The sequence below is a fragment of the Sphingobacterium sp. PCS056 genome (assembly GCF_023273895.1).
GTDB lineage: Bacteria > Bacteroidota > Bacteroidia > Sphingobacteriales > Sphingobacteriaceae > Sphingobacterium.
The window spans coordinates 4,286,408-4,305,833 of sequence record NZ_CP096883.1 but is presented as its reverse complement, the minus strand read 5'-3'; the positions used below and the strand labels follow the sequence as shown (position 1 = coordinate 4,305,833).

Genomic DNA, 19,426 nt, shown 5'->3' with positions numbered 1-19,426 from the left:
TCAACTGAACGCAATAGAAATGCAATTTATAGAAAGTTTAGGCTATCAAGTAGTCTTTGACGACTCATTACAGTCTCTAAAAACCTTTATACAAGAAAGAAATTACTCCAAGATTTTGGTCTTAGTTGATCGAAACACCAGTGATCATTGTTTACCTATTTTACAACCTATTTTGGCTGATCTCGGAAATTTTGATGTGATTGAAGTCGATCCTGGAGAAGAAAATAAGAACATTGATTTTTGTATCGGTGTATGGAATACCATGCTTGATTTTGGTGCAGATAGACACAGTCTGTTAATTAATTTAGGAGGTGGTGTGGTGACAGATATGGGTGGTTTTGCTGCTTCAACGTTCAAAAGAGGAATTGATTTTATTCAAGTTCCGACCACACTATTATCTCAAGTAGATGCATCCGTTGGCGGTAAGACTGGTATAGATTTAGATAATTATAAAAATATCATCGGTACATTTACTCAGCCTCAAGCCGTATATATATCCAGCCTATTTTTGAAAACTCTGGAAAGAAAACAATTGGTTTCGGGGTTTGCAGAAGTGCTTAAACACGGATTGATTTTTGATGCTTCCTATTATAATAAGGTCAAAAATCTTGACGTAAGTGCGATTACTTCAGAATATGTCCGACATTCGGTAGGAATCAAAAATACGGTGATCACACAAGACCCAAAGGAAAAGGGGCTTCGTAAAATATTAAATTTTGGACATACGATTGGTCATGCTATAGAAGGTTATTCATTAGTTCATGATGAGCAATCCCTACTTCATGGTGAGGCTATTGCAATCGGTATGATTTGCGAAGCTTATTTGTCGCACAAGTTGAATGGCCTTCCGTTGGAAGATCTACAAGATTTAATTGCCACATTTAGGAAAAACTTCAATGACTATAGATTTGATGATTCCATTGATCACGAGTTACTCAGTTTGATGAATAACGATAAGAAAAATCATTCCAATCAGATTGGGTTTGCTTTATTGAGTAAAATTGGATCATGTGATTATGATATTTTTGTTACGGAAGATTTAATTATTGAAAGTTTAGATTTTTATCGTAATTTAATAGCATAAACCTGATAATAGTTATGTCTAATCTTTTCAAAAAAATAGTATTCCTTTTTACAACATTTTGTGCAACTCAGGTGAGTGCTCAGGAGCGAATTTTAATTTTTTCAAAGACAACAGGATTTAGGCATGAAAGTATCGAGCATGGTGTTGCCGTATTAAAGCAATTAGCTTTACGGAATAATATGAAGGCTGATCATTCAGAAGACAGTCGCTTATTTACAGACTCTACGCTAGCAAAATACGATGCTTTAGTCTTTTTGAGCACAACTGGTGATATTTTTAATGAAAGTGAAAAAGCCGCATTTGTTCGCTTTATGCAGTCTGGAAAAGGATTTGTAGGCATACATGCCGCAAGTGATACCGAATATAGCTGGCCTTGGTATGGACAGCTTGTCGGTGGATATTTTGCTTCTCATCCAGCTGTTCAGAAAGCTAACATTAATGTTGTTGATCATGATCATTTAGCAACGAAACACTTACCTAAAGTTTGGTTTCATCGCGACGAATGGTATGATTTTAAATCAATGAAAAAAGGACTTCATATTTTAATGGAATTGGATGAGACCAGTTATAAAGGAGGAAAGATGGGAAAATTTCATCCCATTGCCTGGTATCAAGAGTTTGATGGCGGAAGATCATTCTATACCGGTCTCGGTCATACTGTAGATGCCTTTGATACTGAAAAATTTCAACAGCATATTATTGGGGGACTCCAATATGTAATGAAGAAAAAATAACAAAAGGGTAGTTCCATTAGTGTGCCCCAAATAGTGACGAACTATTTGGGGCCATTTTATTTTAGCTACCCAGTTGTTACTTTAATAGCTAATTGTATACTTTGCACCCAGCGTGTACCAAGTGCCAGGCATGGGTACTGCACCCGCTTCAATGTATTTCACATTAAACAGGTTTTGTGCATCTGCATAAATATTTAATTTGTTGATCTGATTTGCAAGACGAATATCTGATATATAGTACGATTTATACGAAAGTCGTTCATTGAAGCGATTAGCTGCGGTTAAACTCCAGTTTTTATGACTAACTGTCAAATTTACGTTAACCTGATTTCTCAAACTTTCAATAGCATATTTAGAGGCATTATTATGGTCATTCTCTATTTTAGGATTTAAGTAACTATAGCCCACTGTAGCATAATATTTTGTGTAAGCTTCTGGGGCATTCAAGTCTATACGTATATTAGCATTAAAACCCTGTACCTTATTGTGATCTATGTTTTGTGGTTGCCAAGGTTCAGTAGTTGCAGAACGCGTCCAGTCTATAAAATCATTAATTGTTCTGTAGAAATATCCAGCTTGTGCAATGATATGCGCATTCGTATATTTGACAGCCCCTTCAATTTGTTTAGCTCTTTCAGCTTGCAATTGTGGATTTCCAATGTTAGCAGGCCTTTGATTTAAATACAGATCTGTAAACGATGGTATACGTTGACTCGATCCCATATTAAAAATCAATTTCCAATTCGTATTTAGATCATATCCTAAATCTATTCCCGGAAATACTTGCCAACTGTAGTCACTGTTATAATTGACATAAGTACCCAAGTTGATATATAGATTTTTGATCATTTCAGTCTTGAATTCGATGTATCCACCATAGTTTTCACGACTGTGCTTACCTATATTGGAACTGGTTATATTTTCAAAACGACTTTCAACCCCTAATCCAAATGAACCGTAATTTTGATCGTAAGTAGCATTTAATTCTGCCATAAAAGCATTATTGTAATGTTGGCTTCTTGCTTTACTGAGGTCATGTCTAAAATAACGGTAATCGTCTTCATTATAACGATTAGAAATCCGAGGAGATAAAGTTATTGTTTCGGTAAGTTTATGTTTTGACTGTATGGTTGCAAAAGCTGTTTTAACCAATTCGTAGGATTCTTTATCTCCAGGAGAAGCGTAATAGCCATTTGCTCCAAACTGATTATCGATGTAGCCAATAGAAGTTGCAATATTATTTAAGCTATCTGGAGTATAAGTTCCTTGATAATAAATTTTATTGTTTTTTGATGCGGTGTTATAGCGCTGTCCATTTGAATCTTCATGTCCTAAATAAAGCTGCTGGTCAAACTTAGCGATCTTATTCATAATCCCCAACTGGAACCCCTTACCATAGTATTTTCCAGTTTTTGTATCCTCACTGTTTTGAAAAGAACTTCCCGTGTATACATGAGCACTGATGAGGTTGCTCGTTGCTGATTTGGTGACAATATTAATCGCACCCGTTAAACTATTGATACCATAAATTCGAGATGCAGGACCCTTAATAATTTCAATACGTTCAATTGCTTCTGTTGGAATAGGAAGGTTAAGCGAATGATGTGCTGTTTGTGGATCAGATATTTTAGCTCCGTTTAACAGTATAAGTGTTTGCTCAAAAGACCCCCCATCAATGTTAACGTCAGCCTGCGAACCAAATGGCCCTCTTTGGCGCATATCGACACCATTTATATAGGCTAATAATTCATTAACAGAGCGTGCAGGCAACCGTTTGATATCTTCCTGCGTGATAATTTGAATATTTCTTGTTTGTTTTGTAAAAGGAATTTGCAATCGATTTTGATTGATGATCACCTCACTTAAATTTGTTGTATCTTTTAATCTTGCGACTTGATCACTATTCACTTGACTAAAAACATAAGTAGATGCTACTAAAGCAAGTGCTAGTAGGGTAACTTTTTTACTCATAGGGCATGTCTTAAAATTTATGGGACAAAAGTAATTTCATCACGTCGTGTTTTAAGGTGCCGGTTTTTAAATTGTATCTAGTCCGGATGATTTAGAGTTCTTCTCTACCCATATTTTTTTTATTTCTTGTATTAATCGGCGCCTCATCAATCGTCACTTTGCCTATGTTTTTGAGGTTTGGTTGACCAGCTTCCACCCATGCAGAGTACCAAAATGCACCTACTTGTTGTATAGCGCCTGTCATTCTTCTTTCAACCATACCATTGAGTAGTTGATGATAAGCATTTGCATATTCATCCGAATACGTTCTGATCAATATATTGTTTCGTTCAATGAATGCATATTTTTGATATTTTGAGAATGAATTGTTCAATTGTTTTTCAAGCATGAGTACAGAATCTACAAGTCGATTGCTTTCTTTTACGATATCCCAAGCGGTCGTTATTGGATCGCTAATAAACTGTGCCCGCCCCTTAATAAATACATATTTGTTAGAAAACATTTCGGGTAGACGACTTTCCCAGAAAGCATGTATACCTATTTGGTTAGTCAATTGTCCATTGTAATTTTTAGTGGTATGAAGCGGGACATGGGCATCCCCGATATAATGACCCAAATCTGCTGAAAATCGAATAATCTTAGGAATATCTTTATCTTTAAATGCCTGTACTAATTTGTTGTAACTGAAAGAGATTTGCCAAGGAACGATTCCAGTTAATAATAACTGTTTTTCTTGATATTTTTCTTTTGCTTTTGACCAATGTATCGGAATAGAGTCAATAGTAGGTTCATCAAAATCATCGATGTCGATATAATGACGAGTTGGTTCGAGACTATCGATGTAACATCTTTTATCTGCATCGACAGCTTTCTCACTAATTAAGAGAATATTTTTCTTATAAAAGGATGCTAATGTAGGAGGTAAGGTATATACAGCATATTCATTAATTTTTTTATGTGCAAAAAATCCCCAAGAACCGCATAGAAGAAAAATAATGAATAAAGAGATTATAAAGGATAATCTTTTCATAGTTCAATAATTGGTTAATAGAAAGTAAGTTACATACTATCATTTAAAATGCCAACTATTTATTCTCGAGAAATATAAAAACCTAACCTAAATTTAACTTTAATGTCATCAAAAATTTTTATTTTGGCGATAAATAATCGCGAAGTTTATGAAAATACTTTATGCGGTACAGGGTACAGGAAATGGTCATCTCAGTCGAGCTCTGGATATTGTACCTTGTTTACGTAATTTTGGAGAAGTAGATGTATTGGTTAGCGGGACACAGGCTGATTTGGTTTTACCGTTTGAAGTAAAGTATCGATTACATGGTTTGAGCTTTATCTTTGGGAAATCGGGGGGAGTAGATCTTTGGAAGACATTTATGAGTTCCACGGTTCGCAAATTTACTCAGGAGATTAAATCACTTCCTATCGAACAGTACGATCTTGTTATCAATGATTTTGAACCCATATCTGCTTGGTCGGCCCATATGAAAGAGTATCCCTGTATTGGGTTGAGCCATCAGATTGCTGCTTTAGACCCGTCCAGTCCTAAGCCCGATGATACCGATATGTTGGGTAAATTTATCATGAAAAATTATGCTCCTTCTACCTATGCTTATGGATTTCACTTCAAAAGTTATAATAAAAACATATTTACTCCTGTTATTCGAAATTCTGTTCGTGAACTCGATGTGCAAGACAAGGGGCATTATACGGTATATCTACCAGCATATGATGATGCGCATCTCTTGAAGCATCTGATGAAATTTTCAGATATCAATTGGCAGGTATTTAGTAAACATAATTCGCGCGCTTTTGATATGAAAAATGTTTCCATACGTCCTATTAATAACGATGCCTTCATCACCAGTATGGCAAGCTCTTCTGGTGTTCTATGTGGTGCAGGATTTGAAACACCTGCTGAAGCATTATTCCTACAAAAGAAATTATTGGTCGTTCCGATGAAAAATCAGTATGAACAACATTTGAATGCCGCAGCTTTAGAAGAAATGGGGGTACCTGTCATATCTAGCCTTAAGCAAAAAAATATGTTGTCCATAGAAGCTTGGTTAAATAGCAAATCTCGAGTAGTAGTGGATTATAAAAATAATACTCAAGAAATTATTACTAATATTGTGACAAAACATACTTAAAATTTTATGAAATATATTGCTTTAGCATTACTGTCTTTGGCTACACTATCGGTATCAGCACAACAGAAAAAGAAAACCGTAAAAACAACGACAACGGTAAAACCATTATTATCCTCAAAAGCAGATTCTATCTCTTATGCTTTTGGACGCGATATTGGTGGTTCTTTAAAAAGTTTAGAAATTGCCGACTGGAATAAAGAACTGATAGGCAAAGCTATCATCAGTGCACTTGATGGACAGAACTCTTTAATTGCAGAAGATCAATTACGTGTTGTGATCCAAAATGCCGTTAACGAAGCCAGAGAACTTAAAGAAAAAGAGAATCTTGCAAAAGAGCAAGCTTTTTTTACTGAAAATGCTAAGAGAGCGACAGTCAAAAGTACGGAAGAAGGATTACAATATGAAATATTGGTCGAGGGTAATGGTGAAAAGCCTAGTCGTGAAAATGAAGTAACAGTGCATTATACGGGAACCTTATTGGATGGTAAAAAATTTGATAGTTCTCTTGATCGCAATGAACCCTTGAAAATGAAGTTGGATCGTGTGATTGAAGGTTGGAAAATAGGCGTGCCCCTCATGTCCAAGGGAGCCAAATATCGATTTTATGTTCCTAGCAAATTAGGATATGGAAGTCAAAATATGGGTGCAATTCCGCCAAATAGTATTTTGATATTTGATATTGAGTTATTGGATTTTGTCAAAGATGCAGTATAATAAATTAGGTAAAACAGCTATAGAAGTTTCGGCCGTCGGTTTAGGGTGTATGTCCTTAAAGGGCAGTAAGCACAAGCAAGGCATAGAGCTCATTCGTAAAGCATTTGACAGCGGGATCAATTTCTTTGATACCGCTGATTTATATGAAAAAGGATTTAATGAAATGCTCGTTGGTGAGGCCGTACAAGATTTCAGAAAGGATATTGTGCTATCAACTAAAGTTGGAAACAGTTGGCGAGCTGATGGAAACGGCTGGGATTGGAAAGCCTCCAAGCATTATATTATCAAAACAGTTGAATCATCACTATCACGGTTAAAAACAGATTATATCGATCTCTATCAGCTTCATGGAGGCATTATTGAAGATCCTATAGATGAAATTATCGAAGCATTTGAAACACTCGTCGATGCAGGTAAAATTCGAACCTATGGTGTATCCTCGATCCGTCCCAATGTCATTCGACAGTATGTGGCAAAATCAAATATAAGTGCTGTCATGATGCAGTATAGTTTACTTGATCGACGTTTAGAAGAACAAATTGCCGCTTATTTGTTGGAAAATCAAGTGTCGATATTGGCTAGAGGAGCAATCGCAAAAGGAATGTTAATCAATAAACCAGCTGAAAGTTTTTTACAATATAGTTCCAGTGAAGTGCAGCATATCATCCGCAATCTGAATGCTTTTGCTAAAAGACACGAAGTTAACAACCTCACCGCTGCGCTATCTTTTGTACTATCCAATGAAGCCGTGACTTCCGCGTTATTGGGCATAAATACCCCAGTGCAAATGTCCGAATTTATTCAAATTAAAGAACAGATTCGTCTTTTAAGTTTAACAGAAAAAAAAGAATTGTTAAGCGGTGTCCGTGCATTATATTTTACGGAGCACCGTTAATTTAGGAGGTGAAATAAGTTTGTATAATACGTTCCAGATCTTCTTTTGTATCGACAGCGATTGTTTCATGCTCTGTTTCCGCCGTTTGGATGGTATATCCATGCTCGATCCAGCGCAATTGTTCTAAAGCTTCTGTCTCTTCCAAAGATCCTATAGGAAGCGCTGTAAGTTTTTTTAAAACAGCGGTTCTATAACCATATATTCCAATATGTTTATAAAAAGTACGTTTTGAGAGCCATTGCTCATGTTCTACGCCTCTCAAGTAAGGTATTGTTTGTCTCGAGAAGTAAATTGCTTGTTCCTGAGCATTACGTACCACTTTTGGGATATTGACATTAAACAATTCTTCCGTTGTATATATTTTTTTGACAAGCGTAGCTATTTGTGTATCCTCCTTATTAAAACAAGATGTGAGTAATTCGATCTGTAGCGGATTGATAAACGGTTCATCTCCTTGAATATTGATTGCGATATCAAACCCACTGATCTTAGATACCACCTCTGCACAACGATCTGTTCCAGATTGATGTGCAGATGATGTCATAGCGACATTTCCAGCAAAGCTACGCACATGCTCAGCTATCCGCTCATCATCTGTTGCTACGATGACCTCATGCAGACAACTTGCACTTTTTACTTGTTCATATACACGTTGAATCATGGATTTACCAGCGATATCAATTAATGGTTTTCCAGGAAATCTGGAAGAAGCATACCGTGCAGGAATAATACCTATTACCTTCATTATTTTAGCTTTAAAAGTAAAGCCAGTTTCTATCAAAAACTGGCTTATGAATTATATTATCTTATGTTGATTAAAACAAACCAAATAATTGGGATTCAATTTTTTCAACGATAGTACCTAAATCTTCTGGATTCTTTGTAAAATCTAAATTATCTTTATCAAGAATCATCAACTTACCTTCCTTGTAATTATCGATCCATTTATCATATTTCTCATTCAATTTGGATAAATAATCTAAACGAATGCCAGACTCATAATCGCGTCCACGAACCTGAATATTATTGACCAGGGTAGGGACTGAGGCTTTTAAATATATTAATAAATCAGGAGGTTTGATATAATGTATGATACTTTGAAAAATGTTACTATAATTTTCAAAATCACGCGCACTCATCAATCCCATATCATACAAATTTTCAGCAAAGATATAAGCATCTTCGTAAATTGTACGATCTTGGATCATATCAATATTTGTTTTTTGCAATTCGACAATTTGTCTAAAGCGACTATTCAAGAAAAAAATCTGCAAATTAAATGACCAGCGCTTCATGTCAGCATAAAAATCCTCTAAGTATGGATTATTGTCTACTGCTTCAAATTGAGGTTCATATTTAAAATGATCCGCTAATAATTTTGTTAGGGTTGTTTTTCCGGCACCAATATTTCCGACAATAGCAATATGCATATTTTTGGGTTTAAATTCTTAATAAAATCTTTTAATACCAATGATCTCGCGCACCTCTTTCAATGTTTTACGAGCTGATTCACCAGCTTTTTCGGCACCTAGCTTAGCCACTTTAGCAATATAATCATTGTCATTTGATATATCTTCAATTCGCGAACGCACCGGTTCAGTCGTGTTGACCATATCTTCTGCTAATTGCTTCTTAAAGTCACCGTACCGAATGGCGCAATTATTATATAAATCTTCAAAATGTTGTAAGGTATCAGCACTTGAAACCACTTTCATCAAATCAAATAAATTTTGAATAGATTCTGGTTTAGGTTGGTTCATTTCCGTAGGACCTGAATCTGACACAGCACGCATGACTTTTTTGCGAATCACATCTGCACTATCCGATAGATAGATGCAATCTGCTTCACCGTTAGATTTGCCCATTTTACCTTGTCCTGCCAATCCTGGTATTTTAACAAGTTTATCCGAATAACTAAAAGCAAATGCTTCTTTAAAGTAATCGACATCGTACAAGCGATTAAAACGATTACCAAATGTTCTGGTCATTTCCAAATGTTGCTCTTGGTCTTTGCCAACAGGAACTTTTGTACCATGATGAAGTAAGATATCACAAGCCATCAAAACAGGGTAGGTAAGCAGCCCGGCATTGACATTATCGGGATTGCTACGTACTTTATCTTTAAAAGCTGTTGCACGTTCGAGCTCACCTAAATAAGCATTCATATTCATATACAAGTATAATTCGGAGACTTCTGGTACATCCGATTGTACATATATTGTTGATTTTTCAGGGTCTATACCAGCCGCAAGATACTCCACAATCACTTGGCGAACGGTAGTTTGAAGACCGTGAGGTGTTGGGTGAGTCGTTAAAGAATGTAAATCGGCAATGAAAAAATAACAATTATATTCATTTTGCATTTTCACAAAATTGCTTAATGCGCCGTAGTAGTTTCCTAAATGTAATTTTCCGGTACTTCTAATACCACTGACAACAGTTTCCATATTGCTTGCGAATTTAAGTATAAATTCCTTAAATATTGTTCTGCTGACTTTTTCTTTTCCTTTTTTTCTTTTACTTTAATTTAGGTTAGGGTCAATACCGCTAGAGCTGCGGAAATACTTATTCTAGTTAACGATCACTAGAATAATTGCAACTTAAGGTTAAAAATAAAATTTCATCCATTACTTCATCCATTTTAATCGATCTCTACACTGTCGCTAGAAAATCCAGTTCAGTTTTCTAATTTTAGTAATATTTTTAGGCTTTTAGTAGGTCATTTAAAACTTATTGTTTGTTAAGCTATAACGAGCCTAAATAGTAGATCTGCCGCTAACTTGGCGGTATGATTATCATAATCATACTCTGGATTAAGTTCTGCAATATCTATACTTACGAGCTTTTCAGAAGCAATGATATGCGTATATATGTCAAGGAAAAATGCGTCGGGAACAATACCATAAAAGGCAGCCGCACTAACTCCTGGAGCATAGCTTGCAGCAAATACATCGAGATCTATTGTTAGATATAGATGATCAATACCGCTGATGAATGCATCGATTTGATCTAGGATTACTTTTTTATTGCGATCCCGAAAATCTTGTGACTCTATCCAATTAATTTGATACTCTCTTGCGGTATCAAATAAAACTTGAGTATTGCTGATCTTTTGTATCCCCATAGGTAGGTAATTCAGCTGTTTTTCCAATTGTGCGATTTGATAGAAACCCGTACCTGATGTTGGGATTTCATGTTGCGGTTTCCTGATGTCAAAGTGAGCGTCAAAATTAATGATGCCAAGTTTATTCTTGTAATTAGCTTTGAGACCTAAGTAATGGCCAAAGGTGATTTCATGTCCACCCCCCAGTACGATCGGGAACCCTCCACGCTGTATAATAAGGTGGATCACAAAACCAAGTGCATCTTGGGAATTTTCCAGTTGCTTATCTTTGCAATGGATTGTCCCAGCATCAATCAGCTTCGTTTTCTTATTCCGAAATACAGGAAGGTTTGCAAGCGTTTGCTTTAAGATTTCAGGACCCTTTGCCGCACCGGGTCTCCCCAGATTTCGCAACACACCCTCATCACATGCAAAACCTAGTAGCACATAACTGCCGCTAAGATCCAGCTCATCCCTGAGATCAATGCAATGAATAATTTGATGCCATCTTAAATGCTCCTCTGTCGTACCATCTATACGACCAGACCATTTTTTTAAATCTGCCCGATCATAATAGGTCCAATGCCTAGTCTCCATATTCTTCAAAAATTTGATTTATTGCTACAGTTTCAACACGATTTGCCAACGTTACTTTTAGGGATTTAGTTCTTGCCAACTCGACTTCAATAGCCTGTCTAGCCGTATCATTTCGAGCCCATGCACGACGTGCTATACCATTGTTGACATCATAAAAAAGCATATTTTCGAGTTTTCGATCTGCATCTTCAGAGCCATCCAACAACAAACCAAAACCGCCATTAATAACCTCACCCCAACCAACACCACCACCATTGTGAATAGAGACCCAAGTCGCTCCTCTAAAGCTATCACCTATGACATTATGAATAGCCATATCTGCTGTAAATTTGCTTCCATCATAGATGTTACTAGTTTCCCTGTAAGGAGAATCTGTTCCGCTGACATCGTGATGATCCCTTCCCAGTACAATTGGAGCACTTAATTCGCCATTTCGGACAGCCAGATTAAATGCTTTTGCTATTCGTATTCTACCGATCGCATCAGCATACAGGATTCGAGCTTGAGAGCCTACAACCAGCTTATTTTGGTCAGCTTGTTCAATCCATTTGATATTATCCCCCAATTGTTGCTGAATTTCGGGATAAGCAGTGTTTTGTAAGTCTTTTAGAACGTTTAATGCTATTTGATCTGTCGTTTTTAAATCATCTGGATCCGCAGAAGTACATACCCAACGAAAAGGGCCAAATCCATAATCAAAGCACATCGGTCCTAAAATATCTTGTACATAAGAAGGGTAACGGAAATTGATACCATCCGTTGCCATTACCTCTGCTCCGGCACGGCTACTTTCTAGTAAAAAAAGCATTACCGTAATCGAAGAAGTACGTGCCTCGTGCGACATGATCGTTGATTGCCTTCACGTGACGAATTAGCGATTGTTGTACTTCTCTTTTAAATTGCTCCGGTTTTTTCCGCCATCAAGACATTCGACTCTTCAAAGGTTAATCCAATAGGGTAGTAGCCACCTGCCCAAGGATTATGCAAAGAAGTTTGATCAGAACCTACGGTAATCTGAATGTCAGCGTGCAGGAAAGATTCCCAGACTTCGATGATATTGCCTATATAAGCGATGGCAACAATTTGTTTGTCTTCAATAGCTTGCCTCACAACAGTAATGAGTTCATCCATATTTTCTATTAATACATCTACCCATCCTTGCTCATATCTTTTTCGAGCAGCAGCAGGATTAACCTCTGCGCAGACGGTAATGCAACCAGCTATATTGCCCGCTTTAGGTTGTGCACCACTCATTCCCCCCAATCCCGAAGTCAAAAATACCTTGCCATGTATACTTTCCTCTTTTGACAATTGCTTTCGAAAAGCATTCATGACCGTTATGGTAGTACCGTGGACGATACCTTGGGGTCCGATGTACATATAGGAGCCAGCTGTCATTTGACCATACTGTGTCACACCCAGGGCATTATACTTCTCCCAATCATCAGGTCTAGAATAATTTGGAATCATCATACCATTGGTAATCACCACCCTTGGAGCATCTTTTGACGAAGGAAATAATCCCATAGGATGACCGCTATACATGTGCAGCGTTTGATTATCGGTCATTTGAGCTAAGTATTGCATGGTCAATACATACTGTGCCCAATTTTGAAACACAGCACCATTTCCACCATAGGTGATGAGCTCATGAGGATGTTGCGCAATAGCGGGGTCGAGGTTGTTCTGAATCATCAGCATGACACTTCGCGCTTGAAGACTTTCGCCAGGATAGTCCGCAATTGGTCTTGCATACATCGTATAGCTGGGGCGAAAACGATGCATGTAGATACGTCCAAATTGTACTAATTCTTGTAGAAACTCTTTTCCCAATTCTACATGCCAATCCATAGGAAAATAACGAAGCGCATTTTTTATCGCTAATTTTTTCTCTTCTTTGGATAAGATGTCTTTACGTTTAGGAGCATGACTTACACTTGCATCATAAGCAACTTTTGGAGGTAAATGCTTAGGTATTCCCTGTAATATTTCGTCTTTAAAAGTTAACATGTTTCATCTCCTTTCGTATAGATCAAGGTTCCTTTCTTCCATACCTGGATAGGTTTTAAAGTACCTTGTCTGTATGTGATATTTTGATAGTTATCGGTTTTGTAAACGGCAAAATCAGCTAATTCTCCGTTCCTCAATCTTCCTCGGTCACTCAAATTTAGGGCTTGAGCAGCTCGGTATGTAATTGCGGCAAAGAGTTCAGCATTTGACAATTTCTCCGCAGTTGCTAGAATAGTAGCTTGTGTCATGAGTTGACCCATTGGTGCAGATCCCGGATTCCAGTCAGTAGCAATAGCTAAGCAGGCCCCGCGGTCCAAGAGCTTTCGAGCAGGAGTGAACGCGCAACCGATACCAATTGACGCACCTGGCAATGCGACAGCAACAGTATGGCTATTTGCCAATAATTCAATTTCCAAATCGGTTGATGCTTCCAGATGATCTGCACTTACTGCTTCAAATCGAACTGCAACCGCAGATCCTGATGTTGAAAATTGATCCGCATGTACCGTGATGTCAAAGCCCATTTCTTTAGCTTTGCTGAAGTACTGTTCAATCTGATCGGCAGTGAAAGCACTTTTTTCAATAAAGGTATCAATTCTGTTGGTCAGCTGTTCACTTTTTAATACTGGGAAAAGCTCATGAGCGATTTCATTCAGGTAGTCTTTACTGCTACCCGTATAGTCTTTGGGCTTCATATGAGCTGCTAGACAAGTCGGAATCAAGTCAACTGAAACAGATTGTTGTGCTTTCTTAATGGCACGCAGTATTTTTAGTTCCTCTTTGATGGATAACCCATATCCACTTTTAACTTCAATAGTGGTGATTCCTTGTGTTAATAATTCTTTTGCATAGTGGACGATATGTGCAGTCAAGTCCGATTCGCTGGCCGCTCGAGTATGCAGTACGGTACTCCAGATACCTCCACCTGATTCTGCAATTTCAAGATAGCTGGCACCAGCATTTCGTAATGCAAAGTCATTTGCTCGATTTCCAGCAAATGCTAGGTGCGTGTGGCAGTCGATATAACCTGGGACACATACGGTATCGCCTTCCATCAATAGCAGTTCTGCCTCGTTATGTACACTTTTTTTTAAATCACGATAGTCGCCAATCGCAACTATTTTACCGTCTTCAACCACTATGCCAGCGTTTTTCGCAATTTCGATCTGATCATCTCCTAACGCTCCTTTTAATGGCGTTTTATCAAATGATAGCAATTGAGAGAAGGGACCAATTAATATTTTATCCATTATTAAAAATTATTAAAATATTCGTGATGTAATCCGTGATAAGGCACATGTTGCTCCTCCGCTATTTGTTTTGCAACCTGTACCAAGCATCCTGAAGAAATAAGTTGTTGCGCAGCAGAAAGAATATCTTCCATCATTTGATCTTCCGTTATATGTGGTATCACTTTTCTGATTTCCTGATGCACTGCTTCCATAATAGCTGTCGATTGGAGTGGTTTATGAAAATCAAAAGCCTGTGCCGCACAGATGAGTTCGATACTCAGTATATTGCCGACATTATTGATGACTTGTAGCAGTTTTCGGGCACCAATGGATCCCATGCTCACATGATCCTCTTGTCCTAATGATGTTGGGATGCTGTCAGCACTGGACGGAAAACATAATCCTTTATTTTCACTTGCCAATGCCGCAGTACTATATTGTAAGATCATAAAACCTGAGTTGAGGCCAGTTTCTTTCAATAGTAATTTGGGCACATTTGGCGTATCACCTTCCAGTGAAAGATAGACGCGTCTATCAGAAACGTTTCCGATTTCAGAGATCGCCAATGTCGCATAATCAATGGGAAGCGCAATCGGCTGACCGTGAAAACTTCCCCCACTAATAGTCAATTCACTGTCGATAATAATCGGATTATCTGTTACAGAATTGATCTCAATTTCAATGGTATCTTTTAAATGTAACCATGCGTTGCGCGATGCACCATGTATTTGCGGAATACAGCGTAAGGAATAAGGATCTTGAACACGTGAACAATTATGATGAGAAGTCACTATTTCCGAATCCTGTAATAAGTTATAGATAGTACTTGCTACATATTGGTTCCCTTTGTAAGGTCTAAGTTGATGGAGTTGTGCAAAAAAGGGTTTGATCGATCCATTTAAACCCTCTATCATCAATGTTGCAATCAGATCTGCATTTTCAAGTAAATTATGCATTTCTGAGACCGCTTTAACAGCATGTGCCGCCATAAATTGTGTTCCATTTATGAGCGCTAACCCTTCCTTGGCACCCAATGTAATCGCATTCGTTCCCAATAATGCTAATACCTCTGAAGTTTGTCGTATCTCATTTTGATACCAAACTTTTCCTAATCCAATTAGTGGTAAAAATAAATGGGAGAGCGGGGCAAGATCTCCAGATGCTCCTACAGATCCTTGCTTGGGAACGATCGGGACGATATCGTGATCAATAAACCATATCATGCGTTCCAATGTGGTCAACTGAATCCCCGAATATCCTTTAGCAAGCGCATGCACCTTTAAGATCATCATCAATTTGGACAATTGCTTATCGATCGGTTCTCCGACACCCACGGCATGACTTTTTAAAATATTTTCTTGTAATTTTTTAGTGTCTGCAGGATTGATTAACGTAGTACACAACGGTCCAAATCCAGTATTGATACCATACACTATTTTATTAGAATCAACTATATCTTGCACATATTGAGCGCTTTGTACGACCTTTTCTATAGTTGATGCAGTGAGTTCTCCTTTAATACGTCCTGTCGCAAGTTGCATGGCGATAGAACAAGTTAATTGATCATTGCCGTATTGAAATATTTTTAGTTTATTTTCCATTGAATAAATTGTATTAAACGTGTATCCACATCTTTGGATAAATTTGCTGCACGCGACTTGATTATTTGGTTTTGAGCAGCCATATTATTTTAAGCTTTTTAAAATCATGAAGAATCATATTGCGAAATACAGTAAGCCTATTTTTTAGATTTCACGTACGCCGATTATACCATTGTCGCAGGATAAAAAATACTTTGCCCGCTATGATTTCATTCTATTATCTCAAATTTAACTGATATCTTTAATGATTATAAATACCAATTTTGACAAGTGTTGATTACTATGAGTTATCAAATAGAATTGAGGCATCTTTATTATTTTAAAGTCTTAGCAGAGGAATTACATTTTAGAAAAGCAGCTGAACGACTTTATATCTCCCAACCGGGGTTATCGCGCCAGATCAAACAAATGGAAGATATCTATCAGGCTGTTTTATTTGATAGGGGTAAACGCTATGTGCGATTGACCGGAGCAGGAGTATATCTAAAAAAGGAAGTAGATCTTTTATTCAGCCACATGGATAAGATGACACGTGAGCTCCGTATTATGGGATCTGACGATCTTACGGAACTTCGTCTTGGCTTTATTGGATCTGCTGTTCAATCTGTCCTTGCTAAAGTATTGGTCCATCTGAAACATGATTTCCCTTTAGTAGAAGTCGACTTGCAGGAACTATCGAATGAAATGCAGATTGCAAAGGTATTGAAAGAAGAATTAGATTTTGGATTTGTTCGATTAGATGATTTTCCAAAAGGAATTCATCATATTGCCATCGTCAAAGAGCACTTTTCTTTAGTTGTTCCAGGAGATTACCCCATTCAGCAGGCAAACTTCACCAGTGTGAGTGAATTCAAGAATGAACCCTTTATTCTTTTTTCAAAAGACTATAGTCATTCCTATTATGATTTAGTGATGAGCATTTTTAAAGATGCGGCATTTGATCCGCATGTAGCTTTACGTACAGTCAATGCCTTGACCATCTTTAATCTTGTGGAACAGGGGTTAGGAGTAGCGATTGTTCCAGCCTCATTAAAAAAAGGTTATACTTCAAAAGTGAAATTTATTGATTTAATCCATATTAAGCAAAGGACCACCTTATCATTGATCTATAATGCCAGTGTCAGCCATCCGGGAATTGATCTTTTCTTAAATGTGGTACAAAAGGAACTTAGTCTTTCTCAGTAAAACCGAATCTGAAAAAATCTAATAATCGATATTCTTGCCATCTATTATTTTAAGATTGAAAGGTACCCTCTGCGTGCTTTTTCTATGAGTCAAATCCCTGTTAAACAATATTTAATTGTTGTTATTATCAGTATTTGGGAGATTAGTAATTTAATTTTTTTTATATTTATACCCAAACTAAACCAAGGGGAGGGAGAAAGCATATGCCAGTAAAAATACCAGATAATTTGCCAGCTATTGAGCTATTAAAAAAGGAAAATATTTTTGTAATGAGCGATCTGAGAGCCAACGAACAAGACATTCGTCCCATGAAGGTGCTCATTCTAAATTTAATGCCGTTAAAAATTACAACAGAGACCGATTTTATTAGATTATTGTCAAATAATCCATTGCAGGTTGAAGTCGAATTTTTACGATTGGATACTCATATGTCTAAAAATACTCCTCAGGAGCATTTAGAGCTATTTTATAAGTCTTTTTCAGCAATAGAAGATCAGTATTATGATGGTATGATCATTACAGGTGCGCCTGTCGAGATGATGCCTTTTGAAGAAGTTAACTATTGGGATGAAGTCACCCGTATTTTCGACTGGGCAAAAAAACACGTCACTTCAACCTTATATATTTGCTGGGCATCACAAGCGGCACTCTATCACTTTTATGGAGTTGAAAAAAGCCCATTGGCTGAAAAGCTATTCGGCGTGTTTAAGCATACCACTTTAGATAAAACCAATCCATTATTCAGAGGCTTTGACGATGAATTTTTCATCCCACACAGTAGACATACCACGATATTAAAATCAGAAATTGAAAATAAACCAGAAATTGAACTATTGTCCGAGTCGCCAGAAGCAGGCTTAGCTATTTTATCTTCACGCGGTGGAAGAGAATTTTATCTGACAGGACATTCCGAATACGCTCCCTTGACTTTGCATACAGAATACATGCGTGATGTAGAGAAAGGGCTCGAGATAGAGGTTCCAGATAATTACTACTTAAACAATGACCCAGCTCAAGGACCTTTGGTCAGATGGTCAGGACATGCTAATTTGTTGTTTAATAATTGGTTGAATTATTATGTTTATCAAGAGACTCCATTCGATCTCAACGAACTGGAAACATTAGAAGATATTAAAAGACAAAACTAATCTCAAGTTTAATCATAAAGTAAAAAAGCCCTAAAATATAGCAGATCATATCCGCTATATTTTAAGGCTTTTTTTTTATCTATAGTGAGTTTTACACATCAAAAAGATCCGAAAGTTCAGGCTTATTACGATTTCGTTAATTTTTTCGCCTCATTCCAGTAGACGTCCATTTCCTCCAAAGTCATATCCTGTAGGTTCTGTCCATTTTCACCTGCTCTTTGTTCGAGATAAGTAAAGCGGCTGATAAATTTTTTATTTGTACGCTCCAATGCATTTTCAGGATTAATACCAATATGCCTTGCATAATTTATTAATGAAAATAGCAAATCTCCAAATTCACCTTCTGCTTTATCGAGATCTGATTCTTCTGGTTTGTCAATATCGTACTCAGCCTTAAATTCATCTAATTCTTCCTCCACTTTAGCCCAAACTTCCTTCTTGTCTTCCCAGTCAAATCCTACTCCACGAACTTTATCTTGGATCCGATACGCTTTTACCAAAGCAGGCAGACCATGAGGTACACCAGATAATACAGATTTGTTTCCCTCTTTTAGCTTAAGCGTCTCCCAGTTTTGTTTTACTTGATCCTCATTCTCCACATTGATATCGCCATATACATGCGGATGACGGCTGATCAGCTTGTCACAGATGCCATTTAAGACATCCACAATCGTAAAGCGATTTTCTTCTTCCGCGATACGGGCATAAAATACCAAGTGCATCATCACATCACCCAATTCTTTTTTGATCTCTGGGTAATCTTCGTCCAAAATAGCATCTGTAAGTTCATAGAGCTCCTCGATCGTGAGGTGACGCAATGATTCCATCGTTTGTTTTTTGTCCCAGGGACAAGCTACACGAAGCGTATATAAGACATCTAATAATCGTTGAAAAGCAGTTGCTGGAGTCGACTCGCTAGCAGGAATGGGATAGCTCATAGTGAAAAATTTAATGTAAAATTAGGGATTTAATGATGAAAAATACAAA

General features: G+C 37.2%; 18 protein-coding genes. 7 read left to right on the top strand and 11 right to left on the bottom strand.

What is annotated here, in order from left to right; all coding sequences use genetic code 11:
- Positions 1-19: 19 nt before the first annotated feature.
- Entirely contained in the window at positions 20-1,084 is a 1,065-nt protein-coding gene (aroB, locus tag MUB18_RS17970; RefSeq protein WP_248754132.1) for a 3-dehydroquinate synthase, read from the top strand.
- 14 nt (positions 1,085-1,098) lie between these two features.
- Positions 1,099-1,818, top strand: a complete 720-nt coding sequence (locus tag MUB18_RS17965) for a ThuA domain-containing protein (RefSeq protein WP_248754131.1) — start codon at positions 1,099-1,101, stop codon at positions 1,816-1,818.
- A gap of 81 nt (positions 1,819-1,899) precedes the next feature.
- Here the strand turns inward: MUB18_RS17965 and MUB18_RS17960 are convergent, their stop codons facing one another.
- Positions 1,900-3,789, bottom strand: coding sequence for a TonB-dependent receptor plug domain-containing protein (locus MUB18_RS17960; protein WP_248754130.1), 1,890 nt, complete (start codon positions 3,787-3,789; stop codon positions 1,900-1,902).
- Positions 3,790-3,880: 91 nt separating this feature from the next.
- Positions 3,881-4,819 (bottom strand): zinc dependent phospholipase C family protein, encoded by a 939-nt coding sequence (locus tag MUB18_RS17955; protein WP_045753554.1) that lies wholly within the window; start codon positions 4,817-4,819, stop codon positions 3,881-3,883.
- A 148-nt stretch (positions 4,820-4,967) separates the two neighbouring features.
- Between MUB18_RS17955 and MUB18_RS17950 the strand changes: the two genes are divergently transcribed.
- Genes MUB18_RS17950 through MUB18_RS17940 form a run of 3 tightly spaced genes read left to right on the top strand, consistent with a single transcriptional unit; the run spans position 4,968 to position 7,563 of the window.
- Positions 4,968-5,954, top strand: coding sequence for a glycosyltransferase family protein (locus tag MUB18_RS17950; protein WP_248754129.1), 987 nt, complete (start codon positions 4,968-4,970; stop codon positions 5,952-5,954).
- 6 nt (positions 5,955-5,960) lie between these two features.
- Entirely contained in the window at positions 5,961-6,668 is a 708-nt protein-coding gene (locus MUB18_RS17945; protein WP_045753552.1) for an FKBP-type peptidyl-prolyl cis-trans isomerase, read from the top strand.
- Positions 6,658-7,563: an aldo/keto reductase gene (locus MUB18_RS17940; protein WP_248754128.1), complete on the top strand. Its 906-nt coding sequence runs from the start codon at positions 6,658-6,660 to the stop codon at positions 7,561-7,563. The genes MUB18_RS17945 and MUB18_RS17940 overlap by 11 nt, the downstream gene beginning before the upstream one ends.
- A 1-nt stretch (position 7,564) precedes the next feature.
- On the opposite strand, the gene kdsB is transcribed toward MUB18_RS17940, so the two are convergent.
- The 8 genes from kdsB to hutH all read right to left on the bottom strand — a co-directional run bounded on the left by kdsB (position 7,565) and on the right by hutH (position 16,106).
- Positions 7,565-8,308 carry a 3-deoxy-manno-octulosonate cytidylyltransferase gene (kdsB, locus tag MUB18_RS17935; protein ID WP_248754127.1) on the bottom strand — a complete coding sequence of 248 codons (744 nt, stop codon included), beginning with the start codon at positions 8,306-8,308 and terminating at the stop codon, positions 7,565-7,567.
- A gap of 70 nt (positions 8,309-8,378) precedes the next feature.
- Positions 8,379-8,993, bottom strand: a complete 615-nt coding sequence (locus MUB18_RS17930; RefSeq protein ID WP_094771620.1) for a deoxynucleoside kinase — start codon at positions 8,991-8,993, stop codon at positions 8,379-8,381.
- Between the two features lie 18 nt (positions 8,994-9,011).
- The gene (gene trpS / locus MUB18_RS17925) at positions 9,012-10,010 is read right to left on the bottom strand and encodes a tryptophan--tRNA ligase (protein WP_045753548.1); all 999 of its coding nucleotides are present in this window, start codon (positions 10,008-10,010) and stop codon (positions 9,012-9,014) included.
- A 293-nt stretch (positions 10,011-10,303) separates the two neighbouring features.
- A complete protein-coding gene (gene hutG, locus MUB18_RS17920; RefSeq protein ID WP_248754126.1) occupies positions 10,304-11,263 on the bottom strand; it encodes a formimidoylglutamase in 960 nt (319 codons plus the stop codon).
- Positions 11,253-12,107, bottom strand: a complete 855-nt coding sequence (locus MUB18_RS17915) for a hypothetical protein (RefSeq protein ID WP_248754125.1) — start codon at positions 12,105-12,107, stop codon at positions 11,253-11,255. The genes hutG and MUB18_RS17915 overlap by 11 nt, the downstream gene beginning before the upstream one ends.
- Before the next feature lie 50 nt (positions 12,108-12,157).
- The gene (locus tag MUB18_RS17910; protein WP_262917502.1) at positions 12,158-13,273 is read right to left on the bottom strand and encodes a hypothetical protein; all 1,116 of its coding nucleotides are present in this window, start codon (positions 13,271-13,273) and stop codon (positions 12,158-12,160) included.
- A complete protein-coding gene (gene hutI, locus MUB18_RS17905) occupies positions 13,267-14,523 on the bottom strand; it encodes an imidazolonepropionase (RefSeq protein WP_248754124.1) in 1,257 nt (418 codons plus the stop codon). Before hutI ends, MUB18_RS17910 begins: the two co-directional genes overlap by 7 nt.
- Positions 14,524-14,525: 2 nt before the next feature.
- A complete protein-coding gene (gene hutH / locus MUB18_RS17900; protein ID WP_248754123.1) occupies positions 14,526-16,106 on the bottom strand; it encodes a histidine ammonia-lyase in 1,581 nt (526 codons plus the stop codon).
- Positions 16,107-16,388: 282 nt separating this feature from the next.
- Between hutH and MUB18_RS17895 the strand changes: the two genes are divergently transcribed.
- Together MUB18_RS17895 and metA are read left to right on the top strand one after the other, a co-directional pair.
- Positions 16,389-17,291, top strand: a complete 903-nt coding sequence (locus MUB18_RS17895; protein WP_094771614.1) for a LysR family transcriptional regulator — start codon at positions 16,389-16,391, stop codon at positions 17,289-17,291.
- Between the two features lie 203 nt (positions 17,292-17,494).
- On the top strand, positions 17,495-18,439 hold the full coding sequence (gene metA / locus MUB18_RS17890) for a homoserine O-succinyltransferase (protein WP_045756094.1): 945 nt from the start codon (positions 17,495-17,497) through the stop codon (positions 18,437-18,439).
- A gap of 125 nt (positions 18,440-18,564) precedes the next feature.
- Here metA and mazG read toward each other — a convergent pair whose 3' ends face one another.
- Positions 18,565-19,377: a nucleoside triphosphate pyrophosphohydrolase gene (gene mazG, locus MUB18_RS17885; RefSeq protein ID WP_248754122.1), complete on the bottom strand. Its 813-nt coding sequence runs from the start codon at positions 19,375-19,377 to the stop codon at positions 18,565-18,567.
- Positions 19,378-19,426 lie beyond the last annotated feature (49 nt).